The sequence below is a fragment of the Pantoea sp. SJZ147 genome (assembly GCF_007828605.1).
Lineage (GTDB): Bacteria > Pseudomonadota > Gammaproteobacteria > Enterobacterales > Enterobacteriaceae > Pantoea > Pantoea allii.
Window position 1 is genome coordinate 168,513 of record NZ_VIVB01000002.1, and the last position, 17,730, is coordinate 186,242.

15 protein-coding genes, 1 tRNA gene and 1 pseudogene are annotated in these 17,730 nt (G+C 46.2%); 11 read left to right on the forward strand and 6 right to left on the reverse strand.

Features of this window, described 5'->3' with window-relative positions; translation table 11 throughout:
* The first annotated feature begins 6 nt into the window (after window positions 1-6).
* A complete protein-coding gene (locus FBY13_RS03505; protein WP_063878204.1) occupies window positions 7-957 on the forward strand; it encodes a substrate-binding domain-containing protein in 951 nt (316 codons plus the stop codon).
* Between the two features lie 4 nt (window positions 958-961).
* On the opposite strand, the gene FBY13_RS03510 is transcribed toward FBY13_RS03505, so the two are convergent.
* Window positions 962-1,831 carry a ribokinase gene (locus FBY13_RS03510; RefSeq protein WP_145393473.1) on the reverse strand — a complete coding sequence of 290 codons (870 nt, stop codon included), beginning with the start codon at window positions 1,829-1,831 and terminating at the stop codon, window positions 962-964.
* A gap of 29 nt (window positions 1,832-1,860) precedes the next feature.
* Between FBY13_RS03510 and FBY13_RS03515 the strand changes: the two genes are divergently transcribed.
* Window positions 1,861-2,706, forward strand: a complete 846-nt coding sequence (locus tag FBY13_RS03515; protein WP_109716668.1) for a BtpA/SgcQ family protein — start codon at window positions 1,861-1,863, stop codon at window positions 2,704-2,706.
* A gap of 621 nt (window positions 2,707-3,327) precedes the next feature.
* On the opposite strand, the gene FBY13_RS03520 is transcribed toward FBY13_RS03515, so the two are convergent.
* The gene (locus tag FBY13_RS03520; protein WP_145393474.1) at window positions 3,328-4,617 is read right to left on the reverse strand and encodes a DUF445 domain-containing protein; all 1,290 of its coding nucleotides are present in this window, start codon (window positions 4,615-4,617) and stop codon (window positions 3,328-3,330) included.
* A gap of 246 nt (window positions 4,618-4,863) precedes the next feature.
* Between FBY13_RS03520 and FBY13_RS03525 the strand changes: the two genes are divergently transcribed.
* Window positions 4,864-5,358, forward strand: coding sequence for a hypothetical protein (locus FBY13_RS03525; protein ID WP_063878208.1), 495 nt, complete (start codon window positions 4,864-4,866; stop codon window positions 5,356-5,358).
* A 229-nt stretch (window positions 5,359-5,587) separates the two neighbouring features.
* Here the strand turns inward: FBY13_RS03525 and FBY13_RS03530 are convergent, their stop codons facing one another.
* The 4 genes from FBY13_RS03530 to FBY13_RS03545 all read right to left on the reverse strand — a co-directional run bounded on the left by FBY13_RS03530 (window position 5,588) and on the right by FBY13_RS03545 (window position 9,291).
* Window positions 5,588-7,156: an ABC transporter substrate-binding protein gene (locus tag FBY13_RS03530; protein ID WP_145393475.1), complete on the reverse strand. Its 1,569-nt coding sequence runs from the start codon at window positions 7,154-7,156 to the stop codon at window positions 5,588-5,590.
* A 144-nt stretch (window positions 7,157-7,300) separates the two neighbouring features.
* Window positions 7,301-7,969 carry a MarC family NAAT transporter gene (locus tag FBY13_RS03535; protein WP_063878210.1) on the reverse strand — a complete coding sequence of 223 codons (669 nt, stop codon included), beginning with the start codon at window positions 7,967-7,969 and terminating at the stop codon, window positions 7,301-7,303.
* Window positions 7,970-7,981: 12 nt separating this feature from the next.
* Window positions 7,982-8,617: a hypothetical protein gene (locus tag FBY13_RS03540; RefSeq protein WP_096011493.1), complete on the reverse strand. Its 636-nt coding sequence runs from the start codon at window positions 8,615-8,617 to the stop codon at window positions 7,982-7,984.
* 182 nt (window positions 8,618-8,799) lie between these two features.
* Entirely contained in the window at window positions 8,800-9,291 is a 492-nt protein-coding gene (locus FBY13_RS03545) for a DUF2501 domain-containing protein (RefSeq protein WP_063878213.1), read from the reverse strand.
* A 231-nt stretch (window positions 9,292-9,522) separates the two neighbouring features.
* On the opposite strand from FBY13_RS03545, the gene FBY13_RS03550 reads away from it, so the two are divergent.
* The 8 genes and pseudogenes from FBY13_RS03550 to FBY13_RS03585 all read left to right on the forward strand — a co-directional run bounded on the left by FBY13_RS03550 (window position 9,523) and on the right by FBY13_RS03585 (window position 17,650).
* A tRNA-Leu gene (locus FBY13_RS03550) sits at window positions 9,523-9,607 on the forward strand.
* Window positions 9,608-10,998: 1,391 nt separating this feature from the next.
* Complete coding sequence (locus tag FBY13_RS03555) at window positions 10,999-12,282, forward strand: DNA cytosine methyltransferase (protein ID WP_255474414.1); 1,284 nt, start codon at window positions 10,999-11,001, stop codon at window positions 12,280-12,282.
* A gap of 29 nt (window positions 12,283-12,311) precedes the next feature.
* Window positions 12,312-13,991 (forward strand): DUF262 domain-containing protein, encoded by a 1,680-nt coding sequence (locus FBY13_RS03560; protein ID WP_145393477.1) that lies wholly within the window; start codon window positions 12,312-12,314, stop codon window positions 13,989-13,991.
* Window positions 13,972-15,129 (forward strand): DUF3696 domain-containing protein, encoded by a 1,158-nt coding sequence (locus FBY13_RS03565; protein ID WP_145393478.1) that lies wholly within the window; start codon window positions 13,972-13,974, stop codon window positions 15,127-15,129. Before FBY13_RS03560 ends, FBY13_RS03565 begins: the two co-directional genes overlap by 20 nt.
* A gap of 4 nt (window positions 15,130-15,133) precedes the next feature.
* Window positions 15,134-16,111 carry a hypothetical protein gene (locus FBY13_RS03570; RefSeq protein WP_145393479.1) on the forward strand — a complete coding sequence of 326 codons (978 nt, stop codon included), beginning with the start codon at window positions 15,134-15,136 and terminating at the stop codon, window positions 16,109-16,111.
* 123 nt (window positions 16,112-16,234) lie between these two features.
* Window positions 16,235-16,357: pseudogene (locus FBY13_RS03575) on the forward strand (transposase); the annotation flags it as partial.
* A 137-nt stretch (window positions 16,358-16,494) separates the two neighbouring features.
* Window positions 16,495-16,776, forward strand: coding sequence for a hypothetical protein (locus FBY13_RS03580; protein ID WP_145393480.1), 282 nt, complete (start codon window positions 16,495-16,497; stop codon window positions 16,774-16,776).
* Window positions 16,763-17,650 carry a hypothetical protein gene (locus tag FBY13_RS03585; protein ID WP_145393481.1) on the forward strand — a complete coding sequence of 296 codons (888 nt, stop codon included), beginning with the start codon at window positions 16,763-16,765 and terminating at the stop codon, window positions 17,648-17,650. The genes FBY13_RS03580 and FBY13_RS03585 overlap by 14 nt, the downstream gene beginning before the upstream one ends.
* Window positions 17,651-17,730 lie beyond the last annotated feature (80 nt).

Sequence of the window (17,730 nt, forward strand, 5' to 3'; positions counted from 1 at the left end):
TTTATGATGATGTCATTTAACACCAGAAAATTGCGTTCTGTTGCGCTGGCAACGGGCTTACTGGCAGCGGGTTCTGTTTTTTCTTTGGCTCACGCAGCACCGACTTATGCGCTGGTACAGATTAACCAGCAGGCCCTGTTTTTTAATCAGATGAATAAGGGCGCACAGGAGGCGGCGAAAGCCAGCGGTAAAGAAGTAGTGATTTTTAACGCCAACGATAATCCCGTATCGCAAAACGACGCCATTGAAAATTATATTCAGCAGGGCGTAAAGGGCATTATGGTGGACGCGATTGATGTGAACGGCATCATGCCTGCCATTAAAGAAGCAGCTGCCGCAAAAATTCCGGTAATTGCGATTGATGCGGTATTACCGGCCGGTCCACAGGCGGCGCAGGTGGGCGTGGATAATCTGGAAGGCGGTAAGATTATCGGTAAATATTTTGTCGACTATGTGGCAAAAAATATGGGCGGCAAAGCACGGCTGGGGATTGTGGGAGCACTGAATTCTGCGGTCCAAAACCAGCGTCAAAAAGGCTTTGAAGACACCATCAAGAGCAATCCTGGCATCACCGTGGCCGATGTGGTTGACGGTCAGAACGTACAGGATAACGCGATGACGGCGGCTGAGAACCTGATCACCGGGAACCCGGACTTAACGGCCATTTATGCCACCGGCGAACCGGCCTTACTGGGGGCGATTGCGGCCGTGGAGAACCAGGGACGCCAGAAAGACATCAAGGTGTTCGGCTGGGATCTGACCTCAAAGGCTATCACCGGCATTGATAACGGTTACGTCACGGCGGTGTTGCAGCAGGACCCGAAAAAAATGGGGGAAGAAGCCGTGAAGGCGCTGAACCAGATTACCGCAGGTAAAAGCGTACCCAAAACCATTCTGGTACCGGCCACGGTCGTGACCAAAGCCAACGTGGACAGCTATCGCGCGATGTTTAAGTAACTGCTTACTCGCCGCCTGCACGCAGCAGCGCGGCGAGTTCGTGGACGGAGGGGAAGGCGCTTAGCGTGCCACGGCGACTCACCGTTATGGCGGCGGCCTGGCTGGCATGAGTAAGCGCTAACTTATCTGTCTGAACCTGACGGATGAGCGCCGACGCCAGCATCACCGCAAGAAAGGTATCGCCTGCGCCGGTGGTATCCAGCGCCTGAACGGGCTGGGCCGGGCAAAACGTACGCTGGGTGCCCTGAATCAGCCAGGCACCCGCGCTACCGTGAGTAACCACTAACGTTTTGACCGCTTCAGGCTGCAACTGCCGGGCTTCGTGCTGATTCACCACGGCAATATCCACCAGCGGCCAGCAGGCACTAAATCCGGCATGGACCGGCGAAGGGTTAAACACGGTGATCAGGCCGCGCGATTTCGCCAGCCGGAACAGCGCATGGGTTTTCTCTGGCGAGAAATTGCCCTGTTGTAGCAGCATATCGCCCGGACGAGCCGCCGCCAGATGGCTGACGATCGTGTCGAGGCTCAGCGCCTCGGCGGCCCTGGTACTGGTAATAATGGCGTTGTCACCGTCCGCGCTGTTTAAAATAAGCGAGGTATCGCTAAAGGGGTGAACAGGTTCAGCCGGCACTAAATAAAGCGGCTCCTGCGTGAGCTGCTGGCGAATCCATATTCCATTACTGTCTTGTCCCGTTGCGGCAATTAAATGGGTTTCAATACCGCAGCGGGATAACAGAATGGCCTGATTCGCGCCTTTGCCGCCGATATCCTGCGACATTTTATTTCCATGAATGGATGCGCCTTTTAGCGGAATATCGGCAATGGACCAGGTTTCATCGACAGTGATATTTCCGGCCACATACACACGCATAGTGTTTCCCTGAACAGGATGAAGAAAAGATGGTTGCTATATCAGCAGGAAAAAATGATGCAATACAAGCGATATTTTCCCGCCCAAAAGCGGTGATTGGCGTTATTCACTGTGACCCGTTTCCCGGTGCGCCACAATATCGGGGGAAACCGGTCAAGGCGATAATTGAGCGCGCCCTGCGCGATGCGGAAAATTATATTTGCGGCGGCGTTCATGGCCTGATCATTGAAAACCACGGCGATATTCCGTTTTCAAAACCCGAGGATATTGGCCCGGAAACGTCCGCCCTGATGGCGGTCATCACGGAAAAAGTACGTGAACGTTTCGGTGTGCCATTGGGGATTAACGTATTAGCCAATGCGGCACTGCCGGCTTTTGCCACCGCGCTGGCGGGCGGAGCCGATTTTATCCGCGTTAATCAGTGGGCCAACGCCTATATCGCCAATGAAGGCTTTATAGAAGGCGCTGCCGCCAAAGCCCTGCGCTATCGCAGCCAGCTGCGCGCCGAACATATCCGGGTGTTTGCGGACAGCCACGTCAAACACGGCAGCCATGCGATTGTGGCCGACCGCTCTATCCAGGAACTGACGCGCGATGTCGACTTCTTTGACGCGGACGCGGTGATCGCCACCGGACAGCGCACCGGCGACAGCGCCACCCTGGACGAGATCGACGAGATTCGTGCCGCCACCGCCTTGCCGCTGCTGGTGGGCTCGGGCGTGACGCCAGCCAATGTCTGCCAGATTCTGGGCCGCACCCAGGGCGTGATTGTGGCCAGCGCGCTCAAGGTGGATGGCGTGTGGTGGAACGATGTGGATCTGGAAAGGGTGAAACACTTTATGGCCGTGGCGCAGGCGGCGCTGGATAAGGCGTAGCCGCCGTTTAGCGCCAGCCACAGACAACAAAAAACCCCGCTGGTGAGGCGAGGTTTTTTGTTTACATCAGCACGGTTAAGTGCGGTGCACACCATGCAGTATCAACGTTTTGAAATATACGAACAAATCCGCTATAGCGCAAGTGGGTGAGGTTTTATTGTTCGTTCTTCCTTAGCCGTTATGCGGCAGCGCTCGTAATAACGGGTCTTAACGCTTTGTCTATAAAGTTATTTTGTTATGCTTTTCCGAGTTGATAGTGATGTGCTCTGAGGCCGCACCGGGTTGTGAAAGCGGCATTCCATGACAGACAAGTCCTGGCTGAAACGGGTGGTGCCGTCAGTGCCTTAACCTCCTGGGGCACATCATGCAGTATCAACCTGATCAGCCTGTCACAGGCAGCGGAAAGGTACGCAGGCTGAAAGTGCTCCTGACCACAGGAGTCAGCGTATGAGATGGATAGAAATCGCACGCGTATTTCTGAAGCTCATGGTTGCGCTACTGCAACTGCTTGAAATTATCGTGAAGACGTTCAGGTAAATCACGTTCAGGCCGCACCTAAGGGAGGTGATATTCACCTCCCTTTAACAATGCGGTTGAAAAGAGGAACAGCGCCGTTGTAACTCAGGCCAGCCAGCCTTTTACCACCGGCAGCACCGCCGGAATCTGCGACAGCAGGTAGAGAATCAGGCCGATGGTGCCACCCACCAGCGTCCCGTTGATGCGGATAAACTGCAGGTCTTTACCGATGTTGAGTTCGATCTGCCGGGACATATCACGGGCATCCCAGCTTTTCACGGTGTCGCTGATATGGCGCGTCAGAAAGCCGGCAAACTCAGGCGCGACGCTGCGGGCGGCGTCTTCCAGATGCTGATTCATGGAGCTGCGCAGCCCTTCATCGGCGGCCAGGGTTTCACCCAGCCACAGCGCCGCCAGACGGACTTTGTCCTGCACTTTTGAATCGTCGCTGCTCAGATCGGCTTTCAGCCAGTTACGCAGATCGCCCCAGAGTTCACCGATATAGCGGTTGAGCGTGGGATCGTCTTTTAACCAGCCTTTGATCACCTCTGCGCGCTCGGTCATCTCGGGATCGTTTTTCAGTTTCTCAATCAAACGATCCACCGCGCGGTTAAAACCCAGACGCAGCTCATGGCCCTGATCCAGCGCCACATCGTCCAGCAGGGAATCCACCGCATTGGCCACCAGCTCTGCGCTGTGCTCGCCCAGCCATTCAGTTGGCAACATTTTTGCTTTGATAGGGTGCTCGCGCTTCAGCCAGCGCACCAGCTGGCTGGCGATAAACTCCCGGGTACTGGGCTTATGTAGCAGACGCAGCAGCTGATCCACCGCCGCATCCAGCAGTTCCTGATGACGGTTGTTTTTGGTCAGGCTTTCCAGCATTAGCGCGCCGCTCTGACTGAGATCGACTTTATCGATCGCCTTGTGCACTGCCCGGCGGATAAAGTGCTGAATCCGGGCATCATCTGTCAGATCAAGAAAGCCACGCATTACCTGTAACAGATGGCGGCCGATCCGATCCGCATTGCCGGGGGCGCTCAGCCACGAAGCTAACATCTGAGAAGGAGCGTGACGGCGGATCAGGTTCAGCAGCGAATCGGTATCTAAAAACTTTTCCTGCACGAAGCGGCCAAGATTTTCCCCGATACGATCTTTATTCCGCGGGATGATCGCCGTATGACGGGCGATAAAGGGCACCGGCACGCGCCGAAACAGCGCGACCACCGCAAACCAGTCGGCCAGCGCACCGACCATCGCGGCTTCGGCAATGGCTTTGATGCCGCTAACGTAAAAGTTGGGCGGCAGAAACAGGGTGACCACAAAGGTGGCGGCGGCCAGCAGCAGCAGCGACAGCGCCAGACGTTTCGTCCGTTTTAGTTCGAGTTGTTTATCCATATCCTGATCTTAGCAGCTTGCCTGATAAGTAAGTGAAAAATGCCCGACTACGCCCCGTGCGCCACAGGTCAGAATGGTACTGAATCCTACCCTGTTATTCGGCGAACGCTCCCCGAATCGGACTGTTCCTAAAACTAATCACCGTGAAAATTACCACTCTGATAAACAGTTACGCCAGGGTACATTTCGTGTGCAGTCTCAATACGTTGACGCATCTTATCCATGGAACCAGACCAGGAGAATCACGTGAAAGCAATCGCAACGGCAACCGCAAGTCTGTTGATGTTAATGAGCGGCGTGACCGCGCAGGCAGAAGGGCTCACCACCTCGCCGGATGGTAAAAACCTGACCGTCAGCTTCGGCCAGCCGACCATCAAGCAGGTGCTGCACTACCGTAAAATGTACGACAAAAAACCCTTCCCCGATGCCGAGATTTATTACTACGACAACGGCACCTATAAAATCATCTCGCAGGGCGAAAACCACTACGGCGTTTACGTGATGCAGGGTAAGTTCGATGATGAGACCTTCACCGTGCGCTTTATCTCGCTGCCGTCCACTGACTGGGGCAATAAAACTGCCTTCCACCAGTTAACCTTTGTGCGCGGCGACAAGCAGAACGTGTTTATCCAGAACGCGATTGTGGATACCGGCGAGGCGATAGCCCAGCAGAACGGCACTTACACGCAGGAAAAGAACACCGTGACCAATCCGGTGTCCACCAGCTGGAAACACAAGTAATCGCAAGGTGGCGGCCTGGCTGCCACCGACTTTTACCGATGGCGACCGCCTGAGAAGGGCACCGCACAAGGCGCGGCCAGCGTCCGTAACAGGCGCTGGGCCATGCTTACCCAGGCGCACAACGAATGCCGCTGGCAGGGTTGCAAGGCGTGCAGATATTTAAAAGCCCGCCGCCGTCAGCCCTGAGAATGGGCAAGGCGTCAGGCAGGATTGCCCGCCGCCCTCAGATTTACTTCTCCACCTCTTCAAAATTCAGCAGCGTGACGCCAATGCCTTGTTGCGCGTGCGTCACGTTTTTGCGCAGTGCCACCTGTACCTTGCCCTGCAGCATCACCACGTAAGGGGAGTTCTGCTGTAACTGCTGTTGCAGGGACACATAATCGGCCCGACGCTGTGCGGCATCGCTTTCTCCGGCGGCTTTGCGGGTCAGGGCGCTCAGTTCGGGAATATCCCAGCCCACGCGCCAGGCCAGGGTTTTGCTGCCGTTGGGGACGTTATAGGCGAAGGTGCTGGCGTTGGTGTTCGGATCGATGTAGTCCGCGCCCCAGTAGGTAAAGATGGATTCGAAGTTGCGGCTGCGCATTTTGCTCCACAGCTCTGATTCCGCCACCGGCTGGATATCCAGATTCACATCCGCTTTGGCAAAGCTCGACTGCAGCGCCTGGGCGATATCGATATAAGGCGGCTGATTCACCACCGACAGCGCGATATGCGCGCCGGGTTTAATGCCGCCTTTGGCTAAAATCGCTTTGGCTTTTTCGACATCGTAGTGGAACGGTGTGGTCTCCAGCGCGCCGTCAAAACCCTGCGGCAGGAAGCTCTGGTGCACGCGATATTGCCCTTTCAGCAACTGATTCGCCAGGCTGTCGTAGTCCACCAGCCAGCGTGCCGCCTGCCATAAGGCCGGATTACCCAGCGCAGGCTGCTGCGGGCTTTTGGTATTAAAACCCAGGTAGTAGATCAGGCTGGAGGGAAAGGCGGCGATGTGCACGTTGGGATCGCTTTTCAGCGAGGCAAGCTGATCCGGCCCCAACTGGTACGCCGCATCCACATCGCCCTGCTGGATCAACAGCCGACGGGTGCCCGGATCGGCCACGCCTTTCAGCAGTACCCGTTTCAGGTGCGATTTCTGTGTGCTGTTGGGATTGGCCTCCAGCACCAGCGCCTGCAGGGGCACAAACTGTTTGATCGCATAGGCCGCGCTGCCCGCAGAGTGGGTTTTCAGCCAGCCATTGCCGAAGTCGTTGTTGGCGGCATGCGACTGCGCCAGCTTGCTGTCAACGATGGAGGAGACGGACGCGGTCAGCAGATGCAGGGCCAGATCCTGACCGATCTCTGCCGGCCAGCGCAGCTCCACCTGATGGTCGTTAATAACGGTAAACTGCTGGTCGATATTTTCCGGCGTCCAGCCAAATTCCCCAAGGATAAACGAGGGCGCTTTGTTCAGCTTCACCGCGCGGGTTAAAGAGAACACCACATTCTGCGCCGTCAACGAATTGCCGCTGGCAAAGCGCGCCTGCGGGTTCAGGTCAAACACCAGGCTGTGCGGGGTTTTGCCCGGCTGCCAGCGTAGCGCTGCCAGTGGGGACAGTTTTTGCGGGTCCTGATTGTCCGGCTGCAGTAAGGTCTGATAGATATTGCGCAGGCTGCCGGTGCTGACGGTTTCAAAGCTTTCCGCCGGATCGAAACTGATAATGCCGTCCAGCGGCACGGCGACCACGAAGGTATCTTTCGGCGTCGCCGCGTGGGCGGCAGAGGAGAGAGCAAGGGCGGTAAGCAGGAGCAGCGGTTTGCGCATAGCGGTTATCCTTAATGATTGATAACCCTACTTTAACCCGCGCCAGAGCAGGTCAAAATGCCGGTTTGTTCTGAGCTATGCCAGTTTCGTCTTAGCCGATTTGTCTTAGGTGATAGGCCGCCCAACGGCGGGCGGCTCAGGCCGTCAGTGGAAGGTGTGAATGACTTCCAGCACGCCGTTGATAATGAACTGCACGCCCATGCACACCAGCAGAAAGCCCATCAGGCGCGAGATCGCCTCAATGCCGCCTTTGCCCACCAGCCGCATGATCGCCCCCGAACTGCGCAGGGAAATCCATAAAATCACGCTCACCACCAGGAAGGTCAGCACCGGGGCCACGTTGAGTACCCAGGCGGGAAAATCCACCCCGCTGCGCACCGTGGAGGCCGATGAGATGATCATCGCGATCGTCCCTGGCCCGGCTGTGCTGGGCATCGCCAGCGGGACAAAGGCGATGTTCACCGGTTCCTGCGCGGTTTCCAGCTCATCGTGCTTGTGTTTGGCTTCAACTGAGTGGCCCACCGGCTTCGCCGGAAACAGCATCCGAAAACCAATAAAGGCCACGATCAGCCCGCCCGCGATGCGCAGCCCCGGAATGGAGATGCCGAAGGTGTGCAACACCGCACTGCCCGCGTACCAGGCTACCATCATGATGGCGAACACATAGATGCTCGCCTGCAGCGCCTGACGGTTGCGCTCCTGAAAACTCATCTCACCGGCCAGGCCCAAAAACAGCGCCACGGTGGTGAGCGGGTTGGCGAGCGGCAATATCACCACTAAGCCCAACCCGATCGCTTTGATTAACTCCAGCATACCTTAACCCGCTTAATGTTTCGGACGTTCCAGCGCTTCCAGCAGTTCCGGGAAGAAGTCTTGCAGGATCTCCGGCGTCATCAGCTCCGGGTACTGCATCAGGTGCTCGCGGATACGTTCATTCACGTCCGGGATCAGGCGCTGTGCGGCATCGCTGGCGCTGATCTTGTGTTTTTTCATGCTGCGCAGCAGGTCGGCGGGCAGGTTGTCTTCGTCTTCGCTGTCTTCCACCATCTCCAACGCATCCAGCTCGTCGAACATCTCCATCAGGGCTTCGGTCTGCGGCGTGCGGGATTCATATTCGCGCGGATGTTCCTGCTCCAGATAACGCAGCATAGCGCGCATCGGCGTGCCGTCGGGCGAAGAGGGCGGTTCGGTTGCGAACCAGGTCAGCATTTGGTGGCTGGTAATCTGGTGGACGTGATAGCCCTGATCCACCAGTTCGTCGGCCAGCAGTTCGGCGCTTTCGTTTTCGATCAAACAGATATGCGTGCGGTTAGGATCGTACTGTTCGAGCCACTGGTAGATCTCTTCGATCACCCCGTCGTCGTACTCGAACTTTTTATTGACGAAGCTCCCTTCTGACGCATTAACGCAGGCTGTGATCAGGTCTGGATCGAAGTAAATGGCGATGTTGATACCTTTCATGCGTGCTGTCCTGTTCAAATCAAAACATCACTATAACGCTCAACGCATTAAGAAGGGAAACTTATGGCTAAAGGTGTTGGGATTCAGGGTGATGCATGCGGTAAACAGGGCGGGAATGCGCGGGGAGAATGACGTGCCGGAAGAGGCGATTGACCTGCCAGCACAGGGCTGGCAGGTGGCGGTCAGGAGATAAAGTTTTTACCCTGTTTCAGCACCACGTCACAGGCTTTGGTTTTCAGCTTCTCGCCCATCGGGGAGTTGCTGAGGCTTTGCAGGTTCAGCTGCTGGCCATTGCCGGTGTTCAGCAGCCCGGCCACGCCCTGGGTGTAATCCGGTTTCTGCTGCTGTGCGGCGGTGGTATCCAGGCCAAGCTTGCTCAGCACCTGGTCCTTCACCGACTGCACGTTATTTTTCACCACGTTGTGCTCCACGCAGTACTGCATGACGCCGGCGGCATTGGTCATGCTGTTGGCGCTCATGGCTTTGTCATTGCTGTTCAGCAGGCTGGTAATGGAGGACATCGACAGTCCGCCGTTCTGCTGACCGGATGCACCGTTATTTTGCTGGCTCAGCTGGTTGGCGGCGCTGCTGAGTTGATCCTGCCAGCTTGCCGCTGACGCATTGCCCGCCAGCAGCAGGGCTGCCAGGGCGCAGAGGATATGGCGCTTTTTCATTTCGACCTCGGTTTAGTTTTATGCTTCATGCTGTTAAGAGGCGGTGCGGATGAGAAAGTTCCGACGGAATGATGAGGGGAAGGCGGTTTGGGAGGATTCTGGCAGCGGGAAAGGGCGGGTTTGCCGGGTTCCGTGTGTTTTTTCGCCGCTTAGCGCACAACACAGCGGAATTGGGTTGCGTGCTGGGCACGTAACGGTATAATCCCCAGCGTTATCCGCATCCTCTTCAGTGCCGAAGTGGCGAAATCGGTAGACGCAGTTGATTCAAAATCAACCATCGAAAGATGTGCCGGTTCGAGTCCGGCCTTCGGCACCAAGCAATTATATAATTTATATTAATTTGTGTATGCCTAGGTATACAGTATAAACTATTCTGACCTTCTCTCACTCCAAATATATCAAATATCATTAATAAGAAATGATAGAGCAAAAATGTGTGGTATAATTTCACTTGGAATGTACATAAATATAATAATTGTTTATTATAGTAAGTGATGATCTTGAGATTAAGATTGTAATCCTGCCCATAAAAAGTTAAAAAAAAGAAAAATATCAATATGTTAGGGTGTTATATTGTTTCGGTTGTTATAGGATGACGTATTCAATATTATATAATATGTCAACAGAAGTGGCTTGTTCGAGACAGGACGCAAATATATCATTTTCAAAGTTTTATAGAGATATGTTACTCCCTAAAGTACGTAAAAGAAGGGAGGGCTGAGTGGCCCGGATTTTACCTTTATGCAGGGCTATTAATACGCAGGTGTATGTAATTATAAAATATTTCAAATATTTTCTTAATGTCTTAGTATGCTTTTTTTATGATATTTGAGTAGATTATGGCGAGGCTAAATATAAAATTACAATTACCTTTATTCTAACAGTAGATGAAAAACTATATTTTTTCAATGAAATAGATTTTATGCCATAGTTTTTATTCTAAAAAAAATGTTATTTTAAGAGAATTTAGATTTAAACATGGCCGGCACGATATCAATTACAAGAACATCACTACATTGGCTCAAACCACATAACTGATACTAAAAATGCTAGATCTGATCGATGGCTAAGAGTTCATAATTTTGATGGTGGAGATAAAATTTATAATTGTCATAAGCTTTTATTAAGTATAGTTCGAATATGATCAAAAACCAGTACAGGAGCCTGCGTAAGTTGTATCAGCGTGATTTGAGTTTTTGAAAGTGAAGAACGTTGACATTGTTTTAAAATGCATGCGCATTATGCTGTTGCTCTAAGCTGGAAAGCCATGGTGATACTACTAAAGCTTTTCTTTTTACAGTTATGATGAAAAAGAGATGTTTCTTGGATTGTATAACTTGCAATGGTATGCAGTATATCGATTGTAAAGGAGTTATCGTGAAGGGACGTCGCAGCGTGCCATGTTCGTGCCATGTTTAAGCATCAAGTGCTGAATCGGTCATCGAAAACATCGTACAATTAAAACTATGCATCAACATAAAAGGGCGATGCATATAGAAATTTCAACTAGAAATTCACTAAATTTGTAAAAGTATATGAATTTAATGAGTTTAATTAAAAAAAAGTGATTCCATTGGGTATATTGCATAAGGCATCTTCGACTAGATTACCTTATACTGTTTTTTTATACAGACGAATGGTTGTGCCATGAAAATGGTGTTATCATCATCAACATTTAACCGGTTTCAGTAGATTATGACTCTGAAAATGAAGAAAAAAAAGTTTACAATGAACTCCTTCTTTGCGGGGATCGGAGGTTTTGATCTTGCGTTTGAAAACGCTGGTTTTGCAACCACTTTCCAGTGCGAACTTAACAAGTTTTGCCTGCGTATACTAGAAGAGCACTGGCCTACTGTGCCTCGCTTTGAAGATATTCAATCACTCAATGTAGATGATGTGCCTGAGGCTACAGTATGGTGCGGTGGTTTTCCTTGCCAAGATGTATCTGTTGCTAGAGGGGCTAAAGGGAGATTAGGTCTAAAGGGCAAAAATTCTGGTCTTTTTTTCCCTTTCATTAGCCTAATTGAAGCGAAAAAACCTCCTGTAGTCTTATTAGAAAATGTTACCGGATTGTTAACATCCCATAATGGGCAGGATTTTCGGGTAATATTAGAACGATTAACTTCTTTAGGTTACATAGTATCTTGGCGCGTTATGAACAGCCGATTTTTTGGTGCGCCACAATCAAGGCCTCGTGTTTTTATTTGTGCTGCATTGAATGGTTCTATATCTCTAGCTTCTTTATATGAGAAAGAAAAAGGGAAACATGTTAAAAATATACGAGAAGGCTTTCTCAATATTAGCCATTGTATTCATAGTGGAGCTAAAGTAGCTGATGTAGCATATTGTCTTGCTGCAACATCAGGGAGACATACAGGAACTGACTGGAGTCGGACTTATGTTTCTTATGATTCAGCCGTTCGAAGAATGACTCCCAAGGAATGTGAGGGCGTTCAAGGCTTTCCCCTTAATTGGACATTACCCCTTTATTCTTCGGCAAAATCAGAAGATATTGATAGTGAGCGATATCATGCTCTAGGTAATGCTGTTGCTGTTCCGGTTGTTGAGTGGATCGCAAAAAGGTTACATAAAGTATTAAAAGATAGCAATACCAACTATATTAACACGAATTCAAATGTCGAAAGTATGATGCTTGATTACCCTGATATATTACCTGACGATGCAAGAACGCAGGTATTATCAAAGTTACATTTTGACACATTAGATAATAACAAAAAACTTCGATGGTTATCTGGTGGTGTTGCGTTTGGAGACGTTTGTTATGACTTCAAAGTCCCCGATGCTCCTTCTAAACCAAAATTAGAAAAATTAATATCAGTTATTGAAAAAATAAACATTGATGATAGATACTTTATAAGCCCGAATGCAGCGGAAGGTATCTTAAGACGTGTTGATAGTCAAAATAGGAAACTATTCCCTCCTTTATATGAGGCATTGATGAAACTAAGTAAAAAGAAAAATGTCGCTTAAATAGCAGTTGATTCAACGCAGGAGTGAGTATGGAATTTTTAGTTATTAGATTAGGTAAAGATAGCGTATCTGACATTGAAAAAATTGATAGTATTAAAAGTGGTTTAGAAGAACCTTTTTCATTCTTGTTTAGATGTCGGCAAGTAGAGGAAAAAATAATTACTTCATTCGAAAATAATGTAAGTATATATTCTTTCATTTACCTTGGATCAGACAATAATAAAGGAATCCCAACGGTATGGGTTAAAGGCATCCGTGCAATTTCTAAAGTGGAAAAGATACAAGGTTGGCATGATTTTCAGTCAGAGTGCACTTTTACCCTTAGAGTATTATCCGTTTTTCCAGAAAGCTATGATAAAGTTAGGTTTTTAGACGATAGTCCAGAACTTTATAAAAAATTTAGCAATTATCCTGTCATAGGATTAAATAGTTCTAGGAATAATTCTGTACAGCTTGTACATGAAGGTAAGAGAGAAAATACTGGATCTCTAATTAATGCAATTTTAGAATTATACCCTAATTTTAGGTTGGATGTAGTTAAAAATGCATCCGAGTTATTATATCTCTTCGACAAAGAATCATATGATATTGTAGAAGGATATGAAGATGAGAGCGGAGAAAATTCTAAAAGTATTGGTTGGGGAGGAGATTATCCTTTAAATACCGTTTTAGTAAGAAACGAAACAAGAACTATTTCTGAGGTCATAAAACGTATAGAAAATAATAGATATAAACTTGATCCAGATTTTCAGAGAGATTTTGTGTGGTCAGAAGAGAAACAGTCAAAGTTAATTGAATCTTGTTTAATGCGAATTCCGCTACCTGTTTTTTATGTTGCCGAAGATAAAGACGGTAAAATTATTGTAGTAGATGGCTTACAGAGATTAACTACATTTAAAAATTATTTGAATGATAAGTTTTCTTTGAGTTACTCAAATGCAAATGGATTAAATGAACACGCATCGTTTTTGGGTAAAAAATTCAGCGAACTCTCCGTTAAATTACAAGAAAGAATAGAAGATACTCAACTCATTTTTTATATCTTAGATGAGAAAGCGCCGGAAAGGGCAAAGCTAGATATTTTTGAACGTGTAAATGGGGGCGAGCCTATAAGTCGCCAACAAATGCGCAACTGTCTTTTCAGTGGGCCGGGAACTAACCTGCTAAAAGAGATGGCTTTGAGTGAAGAGTTTGCCAGAGTAACTGGAAAAGGATTAGATTCAAAAACAATGCGTGATCGGGAGGTTATTAATAGATTTTATGCCTTTTACCTTCTTGGTTATGAAACATACAATGGGGATATGGACGGATTTTTAGCTAAAGCATTATTGTTAATTAATCAGATGGATTCTTTAGAGTTGAAAAAACTGAAAGATGTCTTTATAAATGCTTTAAAAAATAATTATGCTCTCTTCCAACAGCATTCATTTAGAAAATCGTTAGTTAATGATGGCTTAGCTGTTAATAGGTCTGTAATTAATATCTCTTTATTCGACGTGTTCTCAGTCATTTTTTCTGAGGTCGAAATTGATTTTGTTCTCAAGAACAAAGAACTAATTGTGAAAGAATTCACGAAGCTAATATTAGGCGATTATCGATTTGATGACGCAATTACTATTGGTACTAATAGTAAAAATAAAGTTATTACACGTTTTGATTTAGCAAAAAGAGTCTTATGGAGGATTAAAAATGAAATCCCTGCAAGTTAATGGATTCAAATGTTTTGATGAGGTTTCTTTATCTATATCTAACTTAACTTTGCTAACTGGCTTTAATGCAGCAGGTAAATCCACATTAATACAATCAATTCTGTTAATGGCTCAAGCAATAAAATACGGGGATAATAGTCCGGAAATTTTATTGAACGGGCCTTTAGTAAATTTAGGCTCTCCGAGTGATGTTTTCCATGAAGGAAATGATGACAAAGAAGAGCAAGAAGCCAAGATAATATTTTCTTTTGAGTTTTCGGATTGCCATATTGAATGGGGATTTGAATATCCAAAAAAAAGAGACTATCCAGTACTGAAACTTTCTGAGATGAATTACAGAGATAAGGATTTCAGCTTTTTAAAAAAAGATGAGAAAATCAAAGAACTATTTCCTATAGAAACTAATAAAAGTAAAATTTATTTTGAGAATCTGACGTATTTGAGTGCCTGCAGAATTGGTGCCGTTGATGTTTACCCAATACCTTCGGATTTTAAATACTCCAATACTAATGTTGGAGTGCAAGGAGAATATGCCGCATGGTTAATGGAGCAAAACAAAGATGAAGAGATTATAGCCAAACGATGCCATGAATCGGACTCAGCTTTGACCTTAAGAAGACAGGTTAATGCGTGGTTAACATTTATATTACCTAATGCTGAAGCAGATACGAAGAGTATCGACAAAGCGTCTCTAGTGCAATTATTTTTTAGAAACAATGGAATAAGTGAATGGAGAAGACCTGCAAACATAGGTTACGGATTGTCATATGTTTTTCCTATTATTGTGGCTGGATTACTAGCAAAAGAAAATCAAATATTAGTGATTGATAGCCCTGAGGCACATTTGCATCCTTTAGGACAATCACGTATTGGAAAGTTTTTAGCAACAATTGCCAATTCAGGTGTCAAAGTTATAGTAGAAACACATAGTGATCATATACTTAACGGAGTGAGGATTGCTGTAAATGAAAATATTATTTCTTCTGGATCAGTTGGCATTCATTTTTTTGCAAAAAACAACCAACAAGAAACAAAAATATTATCTCCTCAAATAGATAAAAATGGAAGTCTAAGTGAATGGCCTGAAGGTTTTTTTGACCAATCAGATAAAGACTTAGGCAAATTAATTGGATGGTGATTTTATGAAATTTTTCCTTAATGAATTATCTCTTACGGGCCAATTTAATTCATCTGAATCATTCATTATTCACTTTAAAGATATTATTTCATTAAAAGAACGCTATATAAATTTTTTTAAGATTTTTTATTTTCCTCGCGGTCTTCCGGAACTTAAAGTATCTGGAGAAAAATCCTTTAGAGAAGCCGTTAATTCGACCGGGGATAGGGATTTTATAAGAAAAGTAATTTTATGGTTAGATCGCCAAGGGCCATTTATCGAACCTGATAGTTTTGAATTAGAAGGTGACTTTATTTATGAAATGGATGGAAATGACATTTCAGGAACTTCATTAGCGTATGCTACAGATTTAGCATATTTTAATTCTATGGTGAAAACTTACAGTTTTGATTCCGCAACCCCGAGTTATTCTCATTCACCACTAAAAATTTCGTATTTTTTTAATGATGAAATATCTAATGTTGAAATAGAGAATTTTTGGGACCTTACAGCGTTAGAATGTATAGCTAAACAATATGAAGTGGATGATGCCTGCTTGGGCTCGTATCCAGATTCGTGGGATAAATTCCTTCAATATGTCGCGGAAAATTATTCTTATGTTAAGTTTTCTGATGATGTAAAAGGTGTACTTAAGAAACACCCTTTTAATAGCATTGCGTGTGAGAGAGGGATTTTCCTAACTTCAATATTAAATGAATATGTAGCCAGTAGAAATGAGGACGGTTCATACTCGGAAAAAACTAATGGTATTTTAAAAACCTATTTTACTGGTGGGCGAGCTCTTTTTACAGATGAGTCAGCGAGTAATAAAGAACAATTTTGTAAAGAGATGACTTTCGTTCTTGATGGTGAGGATGTTTTATGCTCTTGGCATGGTAAAATAAGCTATAGAGTATTTAGAATGCATTTCAATTATCCCTTGAAACACCAAGATAAAAGTATCAATGTTTTGTATTTTGGACCCAAAATAACAAAAAAATAACTTTTATAATATTTAACGGATAGATATGCCAATCTTTAAATTTTTGTAAGTATCCCTCTTAAACGAACCATTCACTTTTAGAGATCTTGCGGCATCCTGATTATGTCCCCTGAGAAGATCGCTATGCGTAAGATCCGATTTACTGAGCACCAGATCATCGCTGTTCTGAAGTCCGTCGAAGCCGGGCTAACTGTGAAGGATGTCTGCCGTGAAGCCGGTATCTCTGAAGCCTGCTATTACAACTGGTACTTATTGATTTACGTTGTCTCTTTTGACACTCAATGATAAGAGTTATACTACCTGCTTTTGGAGCTTGGCATTCTTGCCAGGCTAATATTTTAAAAAAATAGTTATTTTTGTATAAGTTTAACGATAGGACACTTATGCGTTTTTTTGATGAGCTAGCCAGACATTCGGACTCTCCTTATGGCGTTGTAGCGCTAATCTGTTCCTTAGTAATTTTACTAATTTTTAAATATGCTCCAGCATATCTTAAGGTAAAGCTATCTGTTTCCATCCTGGTGATTGGTATTATTGCAGTTGTGATTATCAATAGCTACGCAAGGCCACCTAACCAAGTACTTAACCAACACAATAATGGTAGTGGAGGTGTTTTTAATGTCAATTCTGGTTCGGGAGTTCAGATCAATAATGAAGGTAAATAAAAAAGTTTTTTTTAGAACGTTTTTTTGTTTTTTAGTTTCAGGTTGTAGTTGTGTGGTTTTTGGAGGAGGTCAATCAATTACTACACAGTCAAATAATGGTTCGAAAGGGGTTTTTAACAACAATACTGGTAGTGGTAATCAATATAGCTTCTCAATTAAATACATGGGAGATTACCAGAACAATGTGCAGAGTATTGGTACGCAGGTCAATAATTATAATTTTTCACCCAAGCCAGCCCCTCATGAAAATAACCGAGATAACTTTTTGATTTATCAAGAAAGATATTTGATAGCGACAAACCCTACAGAGTTATCGGTAGTTAATGTAGAATTGGCAAATTGGGTTGGTGATACAGAGCTTTTTCTAACTATAACGGTAGAAAATCCAGCAAATATACCGGCTGAAAAATTAAAAGTCTCGATACTTAGACCTCGTTCTGGTAATCGCCCTTCTGAAACCATAAAATTTCAGCCTAGCAATGCATTGATCCAAGGCAAGGCTTTGAGCGCTGTAAATGCAGGATTGTTTTTGCCTCAGAAACAATCTCTACGGTTACCCATCGGTAGTAGAACAGAATTAATTGAAAATGTAGTAAAAGATATTCCGCAAGGGTACAAATTACTTGGAATTGGAGAGAATCCCAGTATTCCAGGTGGGCTATGCGATAATGCTTATGGCAGTTATACGACAGAGATCAACCGCAATATGTACGTTATGAATATTGTAACAGCTCAACTAGCAATCGCTCTAAAGTATGACACTATTTTTGACCAGCATCTTGTGCGTCTTTTTCCACTTTATTTGTATTTCGGACGGTGTTACTCACAGGGGGGAGTATTTTCTAAAAAACAACATTCCTTTTTTAAAAGATAGAATCAGGGAATTGCCTATGTATTATTCAACAAAGCATTTAAAAGTATAAATCATTACTCTCGTACTTATTCGGCGATGTC